This window comes from Cytobacillus sp. FSL R5-0569, assembly GCF_038007265.1.
GTDB classification, from domain to species: domain Bacteria; phylum Bacillota; class Bacilli; order Bacillales; family Cytobacillaceae; genus Cytobacillus; species Cytobacillus kochii.
The window spans coordinates 2,197,711-2,216,947 of record NZ_JBBOWW010000001.1 but is presented as its reverse complement, the minus strand read 5'-3'; the positions used below and the strand labels follow the sequence as shown (position 1 = coordinate 2,216,947).

Annotated in this window: 18 protein-coding genes; 4 read left to right on the top strand and 14 right to left on the bottom strand. The window is 36.8% G+C overall.

From position 1 onward, the window contains the following. Positions 1-36: 36 nt before the first annotated feature. The 12 genes from MKX78_RS11535 to MKX78_RS11480 form a co-directional block, all read right to left on the bottom strand. Positions 37-2,142, bottom strand: coding sequence for an acetate--CoA ligase family protein (locus MKX78_RS11535; RefSeq protein ID WP_341050979.1), 2,106 nt, complete (start codon positions 2,140-2,142; stop codon positions 37-39). 15 nt (positions 2,143-2,157) lie between these two features. Beyond that, the gene (locus tag MKX78_RS11530; protein WP_307314110.1) at positions 2,158-3,462 is read right to left on the bottom strand and encodes a TRAP transporter large permease; all 1,305 of its coding nucleotides are present in this window, start codon (positions 3,460-3,462) and stop codon (positions 2,158-2,160) included. After that, positions 3,452-3,967 carry a TRAP transporter small permease gene (locus tag MKX78_RS11525; RefSeq protein ID WP_095373365.1) on the bottom strand — a complete coding sequence of 172 codons (516 nt, stop codon included), beginning with the start codon at positions 3,965-3,967 and terminating at the stop codon, positions 3,452-3,454. Before MKX78_RS11525 ends, MKX78_RS11530 begins: the two co-directional genes overlap by 11 nt. A gap of 22 nt (positions 3,968-3,989) precedes the next feature. Further along, on the bottom strand, positions 3,990-5,051 hold the full coding sequence (locus tag MKX78_RS11520; protein ID WP_233435258.1) for a TRAP transporter substrate-binding protein: 1,062 nt from the start codon (positions 5,049-5,051) through the stop codon (positions 3,990-3,992). A 27-nt stretch (positions 5,052-5,078) separates the two neighbouring features. Continuing rightward, the gene (locus MKX78_RS11515) at positions 5,079-6,293 is read right to left on the bottom strand and encodes a CaiB/BaiF CoA transferase family protein (RefSeq protein ID WP_307314116.1); all 1,215 of its coding nucleotides are present in this window, start codon (positions 6,291-6,293) and stop codon (positions 5,079-5,081) included. A gap of 3 nt (positions 6,294-6,296) precedes the next feature. Continuing rightward, complete coding sequence (locus MKX78_RS11510; protein ID WP_341050974.1) at positions 6,297-7,511, bottom strand: acyl-CoA dehydrogenase family protein; 1,215 nt, start codon at positions 7,509-7,511, stop codon at positions 6,297-6,299. 163 nt (positions 7,512-7,674) lie between these two features. Further along, positions 7,675-8,241 carry a Fe-S-containing hydro-lyase gene (locus MKX78_RS11505; protein ID WP_095373370.1) on the bottom strand — a complete coding sequence of 189 codons (567 nt, stop codon included), beginning with the start codon at positions 8,239-8,241 and terminating at the stop codon, positions 7,675-7,677. Between the two features lie 11 nt (positions 8,242-8,252). Continuing rightward, complete coding sequence (locus MKX78_RS11500) at positions 8,253-9,098, bottom strand: fumarate hydratase (protein ID WP_095373371.1); 846 nt, start codon at positions 9,096-9,098, stop codon at positions 8,253-8,255. A 2-nt stretch (positions 9,099-9,100) separates the two neighbouring features. Continuing rightward, positions 9,101-10,462 carry an MmgE/PrpD family protein gene (locus MKX78_RS11495; RefSeq protein ID WP_095373372.1) on the bottom strand — a complete coding sequence of 454 codons (1,362 nt, stop codon included), beginning with the start codon at positions 10,460-10,462 and terminating at the stop codon, positions 9,101-9,103. A gap of 91 nt (positions 10,463-10,553) precedes the next feature. Continuing rightward, a complete protein-coding gene (locus MKX78_RS11490; protein WP_095373373.1) occupies positions 10,554-11,219 on the bottom strand; it encodes a GntR family transcriptional regulator in 666 nt (221 codons plus the stop codon). Between the two features lie 169 nt (positions 11,220-11,388). Beyond that, on the bottom strand, positions 11,389-12,246 hold the full coding sequence (locus tag MKX78_RS11485; protein WP_233435395.1) for an HpcH/HpaI aldolase/citrate lyase family protein: 858 nt from the start codon (positions 12,244-12,246) through the stop codon (positions 11,389-11,391). Between the two features lie 23 nt (positions 12,247-12,269). Further along, a complete protein-coding gene (locus MKX78_RS11480; RefSeq protein WP_095373375.1) occupies positions 12,270-13,334 on the bottom strand; it encodes a tartrate dehydrogenase in 1,065 nt (354 codons plus the stop codon). A 257-nt stretch (positions 13,335-13,591) separates the two neighbouring features. On the opposite strand from MKX78_RS11480, the gene MKX78_RS11475 reads away from it, so the two are divergent. Together MKX78_RS11475 and MKX78_RS11470 are read left to right on the top strand one after the other, a co-directional pair. Further along, entirely contained in the window at positions 13,592-14,314 is a 723-nt protein-coding gene (locus tag MKX78_RS11475) for an ABC transporter ATP-binding protein (protein WP_095373376.1), read from the top strand. Further along, entirely contained in the window at positions 14,311-15,078 is a 768-nt protein-coding gene (locus MKX78_RS11470) for an ABC transporter permease (protein ID WP_341050967.1), read from the top strand. Before MKX78_RS11475 ends, MKX78_RS11470 begins: the two co-directional genes overlap by 4 nt. 75 nt (positions 15,079-15,153) lie before the next feature. Here the strand turns inward: MKX78_RS11470 and MKX78_RS11465 are convergent, their stop codons facing one another. Continuing rightward, positions 15,154-15,429: a hypothetical protein gene (locus tag MKX78_RS11465; protein ID WP_095373378.1), complete on the bottom strand. Its 276-nt coding sequence runs from the start codon at positions 15,427-15,429 to the stop codon at positions 15,154-15,156. Between the two features lie 267 nt (positions 15,430-15,696). On the opposite strand from MKX78_RS11465, the gene MKX78_RS11460 reads away from it, so the two are divergent. Both MKX78_RS11460 and MKX78_RS11455 read left to right on the top strand, forming a co-directional pair. Beyond that, positions 15,697-15,918: a hypothetical protein gene (locus tag MKX78_RS11460; RefSeq protein ID WP_095373379.1), complete on the top strand. Its 222-nt coding sequence runs from the start codon at positions 15,697-15,699 to the stop codon at positions 15,916-15,918. Between the two features lie 56 nt (positions 15,919-15,974). Continuing rightward, positions 15,975-18,005 carry a catalase gene (locus tag MKX78_RS11455; protein WP_341050965.1) on the top strand — a complete coding sequence of 677 codons (2,031 nt, stop codon included), beginning with the start codon at positions 15,975-15,977 and terminating at the stop codon, positions 18,003-18,005. A 339-nt stretch (positions 18,006-18,344) separates the two neighbouring features. Here the strand turns inward: MKX78_RS11455 and sdaAA are convergent, their stop codons facing one another. Continuing rightward, the gene (sdaAA, locus tag MKX78_RS11450; RefSeq protein ID WP_322909291.1) at positions 18,345-19,235 is read right to left on the bottom strand and encodes an L-serine ammonia-lyase, iron-sulfur-dependent, subunit alpha; all 891 of its coding nucleotides are present in this window, start codon (positions 19,233-19,235) and stop codon (positions 18,345-18,347) included. Positions 19,236-19,237 lie beyond the last annotated feature (2 nt).

Here is a 19,237-nt window from a genome sequence, read left to right as displayed (position 1 = left end):
TCTCTGCACTTTGTCTCATTAATAAGGGTAAGTGAATCAACTATATATCTCTGCTTGTTTTTTCCCAACAATGACGGCGTCAACCGCGGTAACACCATTACCTTCTTTATGGACAAGGATCGGATTAAATTCCATTTCTCTCCATTCCCCTTGATGAGATAAACAAAATTCGGATAAAGTTTGTATCGTTAATGCCAATGCTTTTATATCTGACTTAGGTTTTCCCCTCACTCCATTTAGAAGTGGAAATGCCTTAATAGAAGCAATCATTTGTAACGCTTGGCTCTCTGTAATTGGTGCAGGCAAGAAAACAACATCCTCAAGCACTTCCGTAAATACCCCACCGATACCAAACATGATTGTCGGTCCAAATGTAGGGTCGTCAATTGCTCCAATAATCACCTCAATTCCCTCATCTGCCATTTCTTCAATCATGATCCCTTCGATAAGATGTTCGATATGATGATGCTTTATCCTATTAATCATCCCTTCATAAAATTGCAGTAACTCTTGTTGACTGTTGATGTTTGTTTGAACCAACTGATAGTCTGATTTATGAGTGATCTCCTTCGAAACTCCTTTTAAGACAAGAGGAAAAGGAAGACTATGCTCATGCAGACCTTCTTGATTACGAACAAAAGAACCTTTAGGCACTTTTATACCAATCGATTGTAATAGTTGCTTTCCTTCCCATTCATTTAGTTTTTCATTTACGATCATGGGTGTATGCTTACGAATTTCTTTTCTCGTTTGATCGTAAGCTTGCTTTTCTGCCGTATAGTAATTTACGACATGTGCTAGGGCATTAATGGTCCGTGTTGGTGTAGGAATCCAAGGAATACTTTTTTCCTTAAAGACTGCCTTTTTTGTTTCTTCCTGTATTCCAGACCAACAAACAACAACGGGCTTATTAGCTTGTTTAATCAACTTACTGAGTTTGTCGATAATAGGTGTAAATAAATGATCCGTCATTTGAATATAAAGCACGATGGTTTGCACTTCAATTGCTTCAACTAGCACAGATAGAGTATCAAGTATTTGTTGAGGATTTTGATTCACTTGTGCCGTCATATCAACTGGGTTTTTAATAGAAGCAAAAGCTGGAAGAGTTTGTGATAATCTCTCTTTCGTTTCTGCTTTTAAAGTGGCAAGTTTCATTCCTTTACGTTCACATTGGTCAGCCATCATTATGCCTGCACCACCTGATTGTGTGACGATAACCGCCCCTCCGTCTTTAGAGATATTTTTAGCATAATGAAACAGTGATAATGTATCAATTAATTCTTCCTCATCATCAACAAGAACCACATTGTTTGCAGCAAAATAAGATTGATAAATCTTCGCATTACCTGCTAATGATGCAGTATGCGAACTAGCCGCATCCGCCCCGATAACTGACGTACCAACTTTCATTAATACTATTGGTTTATTATTTTCATGACTAGCCTTTATTGCACGATTCATTTTAGTTATATTTCTTGCTCCCTCTAAATATCCACCAATGACTTTTATGTCAGGACTTTTAGCAAAATAATCAATATACTCAAAGAAATCAACCGTGCTTTCATTTCCGCTAGATACAAAAGCTTGAAATCCGATACCCATTTCAGTTGCTAATGTATGAGTTAAAGAACCCATTGCTCCGCTTTGTGTAACAAATGCCATCGCTGCAGCATCACATGCTTTTAAACTGGAAAAGGAAGCAATCATCTGCTTATTTAAGTTAAATAACCCGAGAGAATTTGGACCGCAAATCGGCAAATGGTTTCCTTTTGAATACTCCCTTATCTCTTCCTCTAACTTCGCTCCTTCTCCACCTATTTCTGTAAATCCAGAACTAAAAATCAAAATACTTTTTACCTTCTTCGCATGTAATTGTTTAATAATAGATAATACACTTTTAGCAGCTACACAAATCAATGCTAAGTCAATATATTCAGGTAGTTCTTCTATCTTCTGATAGCATGGAAAACCTAATATCTCTTCATATTTTGGATTTACAAGATAAACTTCACCTTGATAGCCTACCTCTTTTAAATTCGCTATTGGTTTATAGCTGATTTTCGTTTTATCTCCACTAGCTCCTATAATAGCTACTGCGTTTGGTTCTAACATTGGTTTAAGGTCGTCACTCGTAAACATATTTTCACCTTCCTCTTAATACATATTTTTAGGTAGAAACAGAGCAATATCAGGAAAAAGATAAAGAATAATAATTAATAGGAAAATGGGAATTAAAAATAAACTTGCTCCTTTAAAAATTTGTTCTAAAGTAAGGTCTGGGGCTGATCCTCTTAGCACAAAACAATTCATCCCAACAGGAGGTGTGATCATTGCCATTTCCATCACCAAAACAATAATGACACCGAACCAAATTAAATTCATATCCATCGCTAGAATGATCGGTAGAATAATCGGTAATGTAACAACAACCATAGCAAGAGCATCCATTACCATTCCTAATAAAATGTACATAAGAATAATAAGCACAAATAATAGAAAAGGGGGAACTGAGATAGATTCGAAAATATCCGCTAATAGAAAAGGCAATCTTGTAATTGTTAAGAAGTAATTTAAGATAAATGCCATAATAATTATGGCAAATAAAAATCCTGTTGTTTTTAAAGTAGCAGATAATGCTTTAACAAATGACTGAATCGTTAATTTCCTTCTGATTAATGCAAAAATAAACGTAAAGAATGCCCCAATCCCTGCTGCTTCAGTTGGGTTAAACCATCCGATATACATACCCCCAATCACAATGCCAAATAACAAAATAATCCATATTGTAGATTTCAATGCGATGAAACGATCCTTCCATTTCACCTCTGTATGAATCATCGGTGCTAATTCTGGCTTTAAAGATACAACTACATAAACGGTGATCATATATAAAATGATAAGAATAATCCCCGGTATAATGCCCGCAACTAAAAGCTGTCCGATAGATTGTTCAGTCATCATCCCATATAGAATAAACAATGTACTCGGTGGAATGAGCACACCCAATGTTCCTCCTGCGACAATCGTTCCTCCGGTTAATGATTTGTTATAACCAGCCTTTAGCATTTCCTTCGATGCAATGACACCCATTGTGGCAGTATTTGCTAGGCTTGAACCTGAAGCGGCCGCAAAAACAGCAGAAGATGCAATTGTCGCCATCCCAAGTCCACCTCTTAATCTACTAAGCCAAAGTCTGAAAGTATTAAAGAGCTCTGTACTAATTCCACAGATAAATAATAGTTCTCCCATTAGAACAAACATAGGGATAGTGCTTAACGTATAACTAAAACTATGATCCCATGTCACTGTTTCAACAACTGTGGCTAATGCCGTCCAACCTTTCAAATAAAAGATTCCTAGTACAGCTGGTACGACCATTGCGATTGCAATGGGTACTTTAAAAAACATTAAAACAAACATGATCAAAATAACGATAACACCAAACCATTCAACCGGCATGTTCATCACCTCCTATATTTTCATGATTTAATGAAAGGATGAGCTTGAGCATTCTTAGAAAAGCCTCAGCTCCCCACATGAGAAAACCGATTGTAATGATATAATCAAAGGGGTAAAAAGGAATTTCTAAAAGAGTTGTAGATATAGGCATTGTTAGTTGATGAAAGATCCCGACATGAAGATAAATATAGGCAATGAGGATGGTAATAATAAATGTAAGAAATGCGCCAAATATCTCTAATACGCGTTGCCACTTATATGAAAGTCTGCTTGTAATAATATCTATTGTAATATGTCCGTTAACTTGTTCTGTATAAGCCAAACCACACATGATTAGCACTACCATACCTAACTGAACAATTTCGATATCACCAATAATAGGTGAAAATAACATCCGACTAAACACAGCAAAGGTAATAAATATCATCATCAGTGTCATCGTTGCTAACGCAATATATTTTGTTATTGCAGTTAAAAAGTGTATGACCTCTTCAAGCTTTCTCATGCATTCCACCACCTTAACTGTTTTAATTTTCAAATGGTAAAGGGTAATCTTCTTCACGGAGAATTTCAAAAAAAGCTTCTACCATTTCATCTCCATCAAATCCACGTTTATTTGCATCTTCTATCCATAACTCCCAAGCACCTTTACCTGCTTCACGGTACTTAATGTCTTCTTCTGTTGAAAGTTTAATATATTCACCTCTTTTTTCAACTGCTTTTTCTAGCTGCTCATTAGAAGCAGCTAACTCTGTAACATAACTCTTTGTAAACATTTCTGATAATGCAGGATTCAATTCTTCTGTAAATAATTTTTGTAAATCTGGTGGGAGCTGATCATAGAAGTTTTTATTCATTACAGGAATGAGTGGGTTTACGAGTACTGACATTTGTGTAATATAAGGGGCAGGTTCATAATACCTTACTGCTTCACCGCCAATAGGTGTATAAAATGCGGTATCAATCATCCCCTTTTCTAATCCTTCGTATATGCCTTCAGATGTGATCGATACGGGTGTTCCTCCTAATGATTGAATAAAGGCATTTTCGCCTTTTCCGCTCATTCTCATTTTTTTATTCTGTAAATCTTCCATTGTGTGAATAGGAGTTGTAGAAAATAAATCATAGGCATCTGTTGAGGTTGGTGGCATAAGGATGACATTATCTAACCCTTTGTCTGCAAATCGATCTTCGAATTTACTTAAAACCTTGTTTGCCTCAACAGGTCCTTGTAATGCAAAAGGTAAACTACCGATTGTATAAGGAAAAAAAGGTGTATCATAAAAATAGTTCGTTACGAGAAGACTCACATCATAGAGCCCTCCTTTTATATCTTGGTAAACGGAGCTAGACTTTCCTAAGGCACTCCCATGATAAATATTGACTTTAACTCTTCCATTCGTCTTTTCTTCCACCATCTTTTTCCATGGCTCCCACGCATTATAAGCATAGTGATGTGTAGATGGCTGCCAATTATTTATATCCATCACATACACTTCATCGGAAGCGCTTTCATTGGATGTCTGTTGACTACAGCCATTTAATAAAATACATACAAAAAATAAAGTCAATAGAAGAACCTTTTTCATTGGAAACACCTCCATTATTGTTCATAATCACATTTTCCGCTCGGCTAACGAACCAATAACTCCCTCTTTTCTCAATTGATCAATCTCTAATTTTTGATACCCTAATGCATGTAGAAGTTCTTCTGTATGCTGTCCTAAAACAGGTGGCCCTGCTTTTGTTTTAACATTTAGGGTAGAATTTTTAAGTGGACTTTTCACCAATTTAATATGTCCAAGCTTTACATGGGAAACTTCTTCTACAACCTCTCTCGCCTCAACTTGAGGATGTTGAAAAACTTGTTCGATATTATTTACTGGTCCAGCTGGAACACCTACTTGTGATAATTGAGTGAACCATTCATCTGCCGTTTTGGTTATCATCATATCTGCGATTCTATTTGTTAACACTTCACGGTTAGTTACTCTAGCTTGATTCGTTTTAAACCTCTCGTCCCCAATCCATTCTTCACGATCTAAAACAACGCAAAAATTCGCAAATAATTTATCATTACCACAACAAACCATTAATGGACGGTCACTGCATTTAAATACTTGATAAGGAACAATATAACTATGATCATTGCCAACTCTTGTTGAAACTGTACCTGCATTTAAATAACTACTTGCTACATTGGCAAGTGCACTTAATTGTACTTCAAATAGGGATAGATCAATAGATTGTTCCTTTCCTGTTTGATCTCTTTGTCTTAAAGCTGCGAGAATCGCTATTGTTACATATTGTGACGTCATAATATCGACTAGTGGAAGTCCCACTCTTGTTGCGTCTCCCTCTGGAAGTCCAGTAACATCCATTAGACCACCTATCGCTTGCATAACAGGATCAAATCCCGGTTCCCCTTTATACGGTCCCGTTTGCCCATATCCGGTAACCGAACATAATATAATATCTTTTTTTACCTTTTTAAGTTGTTGTAGGTCGAGACCTAACTTTTTCAAAGTACCTGTTTTAAAGTTTTCTAAGACAATATCTGCCTCTTGTACGAGCTTTAAAAAGATATCCTTCCCTTTTTGGTTTTTCAAATCCAACTCTACTGATTTTTTATTACGATTAGCGGTAAAATAATACGTACTTTCTCCACCTATGAAAGGGACCCAATCTCTCATACTATCAGTACCATTCGGTGCCTCTATTCTGATGACATCAGCACCTAAATCTGCTAGTATCATTGAACCCCCAGGTCCTGCATAAACACGAGATAAATCCAATACTTTTACGCCTTCAAGTGGTTGCCTATCACTCATCGACTACACCCTCACCTTTTTAATATCACTACTTAAAGAATACTTTCTTTCGATATGATGACGATTAGCATCCTTTTCCCCTAAGGCATCATTAGCAATCAGTATACGTTGTATATTTGCCGACCCTTCACCAAAGTGAAGCATATTCGCATAGTTTACATACTTCATAATCGGATATTCATCTGCTATACCATTGCCACCAAATATCTCTAACGCACTTCTTGCAGCTTTGGTAGATACTTCTGAAGCAAAATATTTTGCGTATGCACTTTGTCTAGTCGCCGCTTCGCCTTTATCTTTTAAGTAAGCGCTTTTATACGTAAGCAATCTTGCAGCCTCTGTTTCTACTACCATATCCGCAATCAAATGTTGAATCATTTGATATTGACCAATTGGTACACCACTCACTTCTCGTTCGTTTGCATAAGATATCGACTCATCAATACAACCTTGAGCAATACCAACCAATCGTGAAGAAACAGTTAAGCGTCCATAATCAAGCGCGTTCATCGCAATTTTAAAGCCTTCTCCCTCTTTACCTAATAATTGACTTTTGGAGATTCGATAATCCTCTAAAAATACTTCACAGCTTCTTGTCATATATCCTAGAGAACTGATTTCGATTGGTTTTGCATAAACCCCTGGTACATTAGTCTCAATAATAAATGCAGAAATGCCATTATGACCAGCTTCTGGATTTGTTCTCGCAAACAACACACCTACATCTGCCTCGTTAGCAAAAGTAATCCACATTTTTGATCCATTCAGCACGTACTCATCACCATCTAAAACAGCCGTTGTCTTCATTGCTCCAGCAGGGTCTGAGCCACCACCAGATTCAGTAAGAGCGAACATACCAATTTTCTCTGCCTTTATTAGAGAAGGGACATATTTTTCAATTTGCTGCTTATTTCCCCAATTTAAGATTGTAAAAGGGCAGGTCATTGCTTGCATATTAAAGGCATAACCTAACGATGGATGTGCTTTCGATATTTCTTCAGCAATGATAGCTAAATTAAGAAAACCTAATTCAGACCCACCATATCGCTCAGGAAAACAAGCACCAAAAAAACCTAGATTGCCCATTTTTTCAAAAATATCTTTCGGGAATAATTGATTTTTCTCATAATATTTAATATGAGGTGACACTTCTTTTCGGACAAACTCCTTTACCATTTGTAAGACTTGTTGGTTTTCATTTGTGTATTCGAACTCCATCTATCCCCACCACCTAATTAGAATTTTCTGAATTTATTAATTATACTATTATATATATTAATAATATTCAATATTTTATTAATAAAACAGATAATTTATTTGGGATAATGGATACAATTGATAGACATATGAGACTTTGTCCTTTAAAAATAGTAATTAATAATTATAGAGTTGATCTTTTTTGTTGAAACTTCTCTCTTGCTTGTATATACCAGTCATTACCTAAAGAATCGATAATAACTGTAACTGGAAAATTTTCTACTGTGAGCTTGTATACTGCCTCCGGACCTAACTCAGGAAATGCCACAACCTCAGCCTCTCTAATAGCCGTAGAAAGAAGTGCGCCGGTGCCCCCTATTGCTGCTAAATAAACGGCTTTGTTTCTTTTTATACTTTCCTTTACTTCTTCATTTCGATATCCTTTTCCAATCATTCCTTTTAAGCCATGCTCTAATAATAATGGTGTATATTTATCCATTCTACTACTAGTAGTTGGACCAGCGGAGCCAATCACTTGGTCAGGTTTTGCTGGGGTCGGACCAACGTAATAAATAAAAGCATTTTCTACCGTGAATGGAACCGTTTCTTGTTGAGATAAAAGATCATAAATTTTTTTATGGGCTGCGTCTCTTGCTGTATATATTAAGCCTGATAATTCGACTTGCTGTCCTGCCCTTAATGTTTCCAACTCTTCTGGTTTTAAGGGTAAAGTTAACTGCTTTTTTTCCAATTCTATCAGCCTCACATTCTCAATTCTTTATGTCTTGACGCATGACAATTTAAATTAACAGCCACAGGAAGTGCAGCGATATGACATGGTTCTAACTCGATTTTTACATCTATGGCAGTTGTATCGCCACCTAAGCCTTGAGGACCAATCCCCATTTCATTTATGTTCTTCATTAAATCTTTTTCTAATTGGGCAACTATTGGAGACTGATGATGTTGACCAATCGGTCTAAACAATGATTTTTTAGCTAAATAAGCGCAGCGTTCAAAATTCCCACCAATTCCAATTCCAACAACTAAAGGTGGACAAGCATTAGGTCCTGCATTTTCAACGGTTGTTAAGATGAACTCTTTTACGCCTTCGATACCATCTGCTGGGGTTAACATTTTAAGTGCACTCATATTCTCACTCCCTCCCCCTTTTGCCGACATATGGATAACGAGTTGATCTCCGGCTTTCATTTCAATATGAATAATGGCAGGGCTGTTATATGTTGCAGATTTATCTCTTGTCAGGGGATTATTGACGATAGAATGCCGTAAATACCCGTCTTTATATCCTTTCATTACACCTTCATTAATGGCACTTGTAATTGTTCCACCTTTAATCAAACAGTCTTGGCCTAATTCAACTATAAAAACGGAAACACCTGTATCCTGACACATAGGCACACGGTTTTCTGTAGCGATATTCGCATTTTCAATTAAATCTAACAGTATATCTTTTCCAATTGGTGACCTTTCTGTTTCTACCGCTTGTCGAAAAGCAGAAATAACGTCCTCGCCAAGGGCAAAGTTCGCTTCCTGACAAAGCTTCGCTACTTGTTCCACTATATGGTCATAAGCAATCACTTTCATCATCAAGCCTCATTTCCATTTCCAATTGGGCTATTTGCCAGTAGCCAATCCTTTATTTTTAAATTTTCAATATTGTATATATCATCTACTCTATAATCTACATCTGTGATCTTATGAGCCACTAATGACTGGAACTTCTCAACCATTTGTTTTTTACTGGCAGGATTCTCTGGGTCTCCTTTTGGAAATTCAGTTGCGACGCTATAACTTTCTTTATTACTTAAGACAATAGTTACCTTTGCACCCCATTGTTCTGGATAGGCATCCGTAAAATCCTTTGTTGATGCTACTCGTACTTTATTCATCATTTCTCTAATTTCACTATTATTTAATGATCTTTCATTAAAGTCTTGTAGAAAAGCGCTGCCTTTAAGGGCAATTAAGCTAACACAGAATTGCACACTAAATTTTGCTGCATAAATGGAACGAGGTTTGGGATTATCTGTTATATCTAATACCGTTTGATAGGTTTCTATGAGGATTTTTTCAATTTTAGTAGAGTCAATTAAATGTTTGTTCATCAATGTATGCACACAGTCCATACTCGGATGGGTATGACGACAGGAAGCATAAAGCTTAAAACCATTTTCCATTATTTTAAACTGCTCACCGAGTCCTTCAATAATCTTTTGTTCGTTGTACGAATCACTCATTGCCTTGAAAAAACCACGATCACCTTCTAATATCTTTGAGGCACCTGTAAAGCCTTTTTTAGCAAGAAGTGCTGCAAGTACACCATTATAGGATGCCTTTGCAGTATGAAGCTGTTTTGAATTGGCTCCATCTTCAATAAATTCCCATAACCCCGCTGCCTGTGTCCCTGCATTTCCCAAAGCATGAACGATTTGTTGTTTATTAAGCCCTAATAACTTCGCTGCTGCAGCTGCTGCTCCGAAAGTGCCACATGTTGCAGTATTATGCCAATAATAATAATGACTAGGCGTAACCGCTTCACCGATACGATAACAAACTTCATAGCCGATGACGATACTCGTAATTAATTCTTCTATTGATAAGTCATACGCTTCACACACAGATAAAGCAGCAGGAATCACAACTGTTGCTGCATGAATAATCGATCCTTTATGAATATCATCTAACTCCACTATATGGCTAGCAGCACTATGAATCATGGCAGCATTTGCAAGAGAAGTCCTTTCACCGGAAATAAGGGTTGCCTGTTCATTCCCTCCCATTTCAAATAACGTCTCTTTTAATGCAACCACTGGTGGTTCATCTATTCCTGCTATTGCTGAACCGTACCAATCTAAAATACATACTTTCGTAAACTCAATCACATCTTTTGGTAAATCTTGATAGTCTAAATTAACTATATATTCTGAAATTTTTTCCGTTAAAGCCATTGTCCATTCTTCCTTCCTTCGTTAAAGTAAACGTTTGCAAAAGATAAGGCAGCTCTGAAAAATTCGTGCTGCCTTCCTGATGAATCAATATTTATTTCATTCTTTCATTTTTTAAACTGTGAATAAGTGATTCACCTGTTCTTAAAATATGATGAGACAAAATCTCACCTGCATGCTCAAATCTTTTCTCTCTTATCGCTTTGATAATCTCCCGATGCTCTTCATTTGATGTAGCCGTCTGACCTGTAATAAAATGTGGTGTTTGTTGTGGTAGCCCATTCCATAGTGTGTCAATAAAACCATTTAATCTCTCCCAATGGCAGTGCTTTAATAATAATTGATGGAATTCTATATTTCTTTCAATAAATTCATCTACATCTTCACTATCTTCCATCAAATGTACAAGATCTATTAATCTCGTGATTTCAGTATCTGTAAGCAGCTTTGCACTTTGGATAAAAGCCATCTTCTCTAACTGTGCTCTTAAGGTGTACACCTCTTGTAAATCTGATAAATGAATCGTTTTAACAATAGCTCCTTTATGTGGTACTAGGGTAATTAAACCTTCAGATTCTAATTTTCTCAATGCTTCTCTAATCGGCATTCTACTGACACCAAGTTTTTCTGCTAAATCTGATTGTTTTAATCGTTCACCAGGTTTAAACTGACCTTTTATAATTGCTTCTCGGAGAACGTTACATACTTTTAAATGCAGTGTATCGCGATTATCTAATTTCAAATCAACATCAATCGTCAATGATCACTCACCCTTTACTCCCTTTTAAAACAGGATACAAAATCCAATTAAAATTGTCTATACTTTTCTGAAATTTATTTAAAGAGTAGTAAAACTAAGTGTTCGCCGAAAAGGGGTCAGCTAATACTAGCGTATCAAACATTTTACAGTTCACAATATGAAAGTGTCATCACCTTGATTCATTACACTCACTATTTATCTGTAGTAATTTCTTAGCCTGTTTATAAACGGGATAATCCACTAAACGCCCATTCACATTAATTGATGCTTTTCCCTCCTTCTCAGCGTCTTCAAACAGTCTAATCACTTCTTTCGCTTCATGAATACGGTTGTTATTCTCTTGATGATACACATCATTGATTCGTACGACTTGATTTGGATGAATCGCTAATTTACCAGCAAAGCCTATTTTCCTGCCATGGGTTGTTTCTTTAATGAGATCATTGCTATTCTCTAAATGAAGGAACACAGAATCAATAGGGGGTAGTATTTTAGCTGCTGCTGAAGCGTTTACTAATTGTGAACGTGCGTATAATAACTCTTCCCTCCCCTCTCCTACCTCAATATTTGTATCTAAACAATAATCAACCGCACCAAAAGCCAGTCTTTCAACGGTTTCTGTTGCAGTGGCAATGTCAAATGAATAATGTATCCCTTTTGCCGTTTCGATTAAGGGAATAAGAGCTATCGATTCATCTGCCAAATAAGTTGCTATCTCCTTTATCATGTTTTTATCTTCTGCTTTTGGGATAAATAGTCCCCGTGGCTTACATACTTTAACTAATTGGAGATCATGATAAAAATACGGACTTTCACTATCATTAATCCTAATATATACCCTTTGCCTATCCCATTCATTAAGTTCACTCATATAACCAGAGACCTTCTCTCTGGCTACATGCTTTTTAGAATGGGCAATAGAATCCTCTAAGTCAAGTATGATGGCTGATTGCTTAATTGTTAAAGCCTTATTTACCATCTTGGTAGAGATCGCAGGTACGAATAAAAAACTAAACATTTGATTCATCAAATATCCTCAACCTCCTACATTCAGCCAATATTATTTTGTAATTGAAGACAAATTTTATTTGTCACTTCATCAGTCGTAGCATTTCCGCCAATATCTCTCGTCTTTATCCCTGCATCAGTAACTTCTTCCATTGCTCGTAAGACCTCTCTAGCTAGTGCGATTTCACCTAAATGATCTAACATTAACGAAGCCGTCCATATTTGCCCGATTGGATTGGCTATTCCTTTACCATAAATATCTGGCGCTGAACCATGTACAGGCTCAAACATGGACGGATATTTCCCATTTATATTGATGTTTCCTGCAGGGGCTATACCAATACTCCCCATAATCGCTCCACCAATATCAGTTAAAATATCTCCAAAAAGATTACTAGCAACGATCACATCGAAATCGCTCGGTTTGGTAACAAAAAAAGCAGCTAGTGCATCAATATGCACAGATGATGTACGCACTCCTGTATAGCGCTTACTCACATCATTAAACACTTCATCCCAAAATGGCATCGAATGGACAATACCGTTAGATTTCGTAGCTGAAGTGACATGACCCTTACGAAGAACAGCTTGCTTAAACGCATAATCCATTACTCTTTCCGTTGCTTTTCTCGTAAAAATGGCGTTTTGGATAGCGATTTCGTCTGTTTCTTTATGTATTCTCCCACCAGATTCACTATACTCGCCCTCACTATTTTCACGTACAACTAGAAAATTAAATGCCCCTGGATCAACGAGAGGGGAGGTTAGCCCTTTAAATAATTTGGCTGGTCGGATATTAATGGTCTGCTCAAATTCTCTCCTAATGTGAATGAGTAACCCCCATAATGAAATATGATCGGGAACTTTGTTCGGATCTCCTACTGCCCCTAAAAAAATCGCATCAAAATTCTTCAGTCGCTCTAGACCGTCATCACTCATCATTTTGCCATGTTTGATATAATAGTCGCACCCCCATGGAAATTCAGTTGTCTCTAATTGAATACCACCATGTAAAGTCGCTGCTGTTTGGAGCACTTTTACGGCAGAAGGTACAACCTCTTTCCCGATACCATCACCAGGAATCACTGCTAATTCATATCTTTTCATCATTTTTACCTCCTCTATGTTGTCATTGTTATATATTTTCTTTTCTTTACTTCCTTTAATAAATCCTTTTCTTTTTTCAAATATTAAGTGAAGTCTTTATACTAAGTAACCGTTAGAGCGCTTTATTTTAAAGAACATCAAGTTATTTCTTCGGCATTTTAAGCAAGAATGTTTTAAATATCTAACCAATCTCATCCTTTAGGATATACTAAGATTGTACATAAAGATTTATCATAAATTTAAAAGGGTGGTTATATTTGCATACAGCAATTTCATTTCAAAATGTACATTATCACACTGATTCATTATCAATTATTAAAGACATAACTGGTACTATTTCATCGGGGAATATAACGACCGTTGTCGGTCCATCAGGCTCGGGCAAATCTACACTATTTCATTTATGTAATGGGATGAAATCAGCCTCATCTGGAGACATTTTCATTCATGGTGAGGATATTTTGACCATTACACCAACAGTTTTACGTCGTAATGTAGGAATAGTTCTGCAAAAAGCCATTATGATAGAAGGGGATGTCTATGATAATTTATCGTTGCCGCTAACCCTCAATGGAGAAAAGTTGTCAAAAGAAAAGGCGATTGAAATGCTTAATTTGATTGGATTGAATGAAGAATTTCTTCACCGCAAAGCAACAGACCTTTCTGGAGGGCAACAACAAAGGGTGTCTATCGCGCGGACATTATTGAATGAACCAGTAATATTATTGTTAGACGAAGTTACATCAGCCCTTGACCAAACTTCACAAAGGGAAGTTGAGCAACTAATTACATCCATTAATCAAAAGAGGAAAACAACCATTGTTTGGATTACTCATAATCTTGATCAAGCACTACGTATAGGGGATGAGACGTGGGTAATTATAGATGGCAAACTAGCGGCACATGGAAAAAGTTCTGAAATTGTTTCATCCTCTAATGATAAGGTCAAGCAGTTTTTTGAAGGTGGTGAGGAAAAATGACTTTTTTTCAATTATCTCTGACATTAATATTTGTTCTTATTCCTATTCTCTTATCTAAAACATTCAAGCTAGGTCTTGAAAAGGATGTCTTGATTGCGACCATTCGCTCAATCATCCAACTTCTTGCGGTCGGTTACGTGTTGCAATTCGTTTTTGATTCAGAAAGCTTTTTCTATATCTTTTTAATGATTATTCTCATTATTACTGCTGCCGTACATAATGCAAGAAAAAAAGGTGTGATGATTAAAGGCATTACATGGAAACTAATTCTTACATACTGCTTTATTGAAGTGTTGACCCAAAGTGTCCTTATTAGTCTTAAAATTATTCCAGCAACTGCGCAATATATGATTCCCATTAGTGGAATGATTATTGGTAATGCGATGGTATTATCAATATTATTTCTTAATCGATTTACCGCGGAAATTGAAAACAGAACAGGAGAAGTAGAACTTTTTCTATCATTGGGGGGTACACCGAAACAAGCCATCCATCGCCAGTTAATGACTAGTATTCGCGCAAGTACAATACCAACAATTGAGAGTCAAAAAACGATTGGTCTTGTACAACTACCTGGGATGATGAGTGGACAAATAATTGCAGGCGCTGATCCTGTTCAGGCTGTCCTGTTTCAATTGTTGATTCTATTTATGTTGCTTTCATCTGCTGTTATCACGAGTATTATACTTGGATTCCTATCCTATCCAACAATGTTTAATGAAAGGATGCAATTTGTGACTCATACGCCAAGTAAATCGGAATGATATCCTTTATAAAACGCGGACAAATGGAAATTTGTTCGTGTTTTTTCGTTTTAATAAACTCTATGCCCTTTTGAATTATTTTTTATTTCTAAAATAAAGCAAAGATGTTTTAAGGGAAGCGTAACTACCAATAGCCCCATAACCATAAAAATAACCCATAAAGACCCCTGCAATGAGATCACCTCTATGACTAATAAAAATCGATACAATTAACCCAATAAGTATAGCCACTGTTGGTACAAAAGGTTTACTAATCCCTAGAAAATATTTTAACATTTGCGTAAAGATAATCACGATGGGAATGGCGATCATAGCATCCCAAAAATTTGTATGTATGACGGGAAATTCCATCTCTTATTGCACCTTTCAATATTTAAACCAACAACATTGTTCTTTCTATTATTCTTCATCATTGCTGAAATACTCTTATAAAAGGATAAACCTCATGAAAATTGGTTACATTATAATTGAACAATCCAAGTAAACAGCAAAGGAAAATAAACATTTAAAAGGTTTTTAAGATACGATTTATATAAGTTCTGTATTATCTAAAAGATTAGGCGAATGAAAGCCTAGTCTATCGCATTAATGCATCATTTCAAATGGAGGCGAATCTACATGGCTATTAAAAAGAATATGGAGTTTAAAATTAAAGATGGTTTTTTACCGAACTTATGTTTGTCAAAATCTTTGAAGGTTTTGGATGTAAGTGATAGTAGTATTATTATTGAAATGGGGTCTTCACAAAGACGTGGCGTTTTCCCGCCAGAAAACTTCAATTATTGGATTAATAAAGGGATATTAATTGCCGTGAAAGACCATCAAAAGCGTATATCATAAAATTTTATACATACTTTTTTACCGTCATCATACCTTTGATAATGGAGGTGACTGTAGTGGAGCGAGAAGGCAAAAAGCCAGAAAATAAAAAAACGAAACAATTAGAAGCATTCATTCGTGAAAATAAAAATCAACCGTTAACAACTAATGAAGGGGTAAAAATTGCGAATGACGAAAATACTCTAACAGCTGGTGAACGCGGTCCCACCTTGATGGAGGATTTTATATTTCAGGATAAAATGGCTCATTTTGATAGAGAGCGTATTCCTGAGAGAGTAGTTCACGCGAGGGGATTTGCTGCCCATGGGGTTTTTCGTGTATATGAATCGTTAGAAGATATAACAATGGCTCATTTTCTTCAAGATCCTAGTTTAGAAACACCAGTATTCGTCCGTTTTTCTCAGGTGGCGGGCTCTAGAGGGGTAAATGAAACGAACCGAGATGTACGGGGATTTGCAACAAAATTTTATACAGAAGAAGGTAATTTTGACCTGGTAGGGAATAATATTCCCATCTTCTTTATTCAAGACGGTATTAAATTTCCAGATCTCATTCATGCAGTAAAACCTGAACCGCATAATGAAATTCCACAAGGTCAAACAGCTCACGACACTTTTTGGGACTTCATTTCGAGCAATGAAGAATCTGCAGCAATGATGATGTGGATTATGTCTGACCGGACAATTCCCCGTAGCTTTAGAACGATGGAGGGCTTCGGCGTCCATACATTTAGACTGGTTAATAAAAATAACGAAGCGAGATTTGTTAAATTTCATTGGAAGCCTGTACTCGGCCTGCACTCGTTAATTTGGGATGAAGCACAAAAACTTGGCGGAGCTGATGCCGATTTTCACCGCAGAGATTTATGGGAAAATATCGAAGAAGGTCACTTTGCTGAGTATGAATTAGGCATACAAGTCATAAATGAAGAAGACGAATTTAAATTCGGCTTTGATATTCTAGATGCGACTAAATTATGGCCAGAAGAGCTTGTTCCCGTACGGAAAATAGGTAAAATGACATTGAATCGAAATGTAGATAATGTATTTGCCGAAACAGAACAAGTTGCTCTTCACCCTGGTAGTATTGTTCGTGGTATTGACTTCTCTAATGACCCCCTACTACAAACGCGTATTTTTTCCTATTCAGATACACAAATATATCGTGTAGGAACAAATTTTCAGCAAATTCCTATTAATCGTCCTGTTTGTCCATTTCATAACAACCAACGAGATGGAGCAGCCAGATATATTATCGATAAGGATAAAGTCGCTTATCACAATAATTCCTTGCAAAACAATACACCTTATGAAGTACCCCCAGCAAGAGGAGGATTCCTCACATATCCTTCTCAAGTTGAAGGCATGAAAGTTCGAAAAACTGCTCCAAGTTTTACAGACCACTTTTCTCAGGCGAGGTTATTTTGGAATAGTATGAGTGATGTTGAAAGGAATCATATTTTCTTAGCTTTTAGCTTTGAATTAGGTAAAGTAAAAAGTAAAATGGTCAGACAAAATGTAGTCAACCTCATTGGTCATATTAGCCACGATCTTGCCACATCCGTGGCACATAAAATTGGTGTTGAGCCACCAAATGTGAAAGAATCATCGGAAACTGCGTCCTCTAAAGCACTTAGTATGGCAAACACAACTTTTTCGCCAGCTACTTTAAAGGTGGGGATCATCGTAGCTGACCAATATGATGCAGCTATTGTACGTCCAATATTACAACAGCTACTCGCAGCAAAAACTCGCCCGTTCATTATTAGTGAAACACAGGAAACATTGAATGGAACTGATGGTAGTACGCTTCAAGTCGACGATTCCTTTTTAACAGGCTCTCCACTGGTTTATGACAGTCTATTTGTCGTATCTGGAAGAGGAGCTACACCTCACTTTAATCAAAAAGCAAAGAGCTATATAATTGAACAATATAATCATTATAAACCGATCGGCTCTTCTCGAAGTGGCATGTACTTAATCCAAGAAGTTGGTATTATTAATAAACCTGGAGTAACAATCACAAATGGCCCTTTTAAAACTTATATACAAAATGTAGGTAAACAAAGGTTTTGGGAACGAGGATAATAGACAAAATACACAAGCATCAACTACCTTTGGCACCCATTTTACATTAGACCACTATTGTAGTGGTCTTCTCTTATGCTATGTCTGTACTTAATTGTAATCTGTGAAAAAGATGAACGTTTGAACGCCTATCGTATTGAAAGATAAGCACTATTTTAAGACTTTTTCATTCGATTTTGATAAAAAGAATACCTAGCGCTCTTTGCTCTACTTCTTTCTCCCATACCTCATCCCTTATTAGCCGTAAAGCTACAACTTTTACCTAAACAATCAAAAAAAGAAACACTCTTGAATCGTATAGACACGAAGCAAGAATGTTCATTTAAGTACTATTTCATATTATTTACCTGCTTTTGCTTTGTTCCCAAAAATCTCTTTTTCTAACCTTCTACCTGTTGGTGTAGCAGCTAACCCACCTTCAGCCGTTTCTCTTAACGCAGAAGGCATCGTTTGACCAATACGATACATGGCATCAATTACTTCATCACATGGAATTCTACTTGTGATACCTGCTAATGCCATGTCAGCAGCTGTCATCGCATTTGAAGCACCCATTGCATTTCTTTTCACACAAGGGACTTCTACCAAACCAGCTACAGGATCACATACTAAACCGAGCATATTTTTTAAAGTAATCGCCATCGCATGTGCTGCTTGAGAAGGTGAACCGCCTGCCATTTCTGTAATAGCTGCAGCTGCCATCCCACTCGCTGACCCCACCTCTGCTTGGCAGCCACCAGCTGCTCCGGAAATGGATGCATTATTGGCAACAATAAAGCCAAAAGCTGCGGATGTAAATAAGAATTCAATCATTTCCTCTCTTGTTGGGTTAAGTACATCCTTAACAGCAAACAACGTTCCAGGTACAACGCCTGCGGAACCCGCTGTTGGTGTCGCACAAATAGTTCCCATTGCTGCATTTACTTCATTTGTAGCAACAGCTTTGCTAACAGCATCTAGCAGTGTATGACCAGAAAGTGCTTTTCCACTTTTTATATATTTTTGTAATAAAACCGCGTCTCCTCCTGTTAACCCAGAAACGGAAGTTACACCATTTAAACCTCTTTCTACTGCTTGTTCCATAACGGTAAGATTACGATCCATTTGGGCAATAATATCTTCACGTGCGCGCCCGGATACTTCAACTTCTTGGCGAATCATCACTTCTGCAATTTTAATTTGCTCTTTGTCTGCAATTTCTACTAATTCTGCCGCGTTCTTAAATAACATAT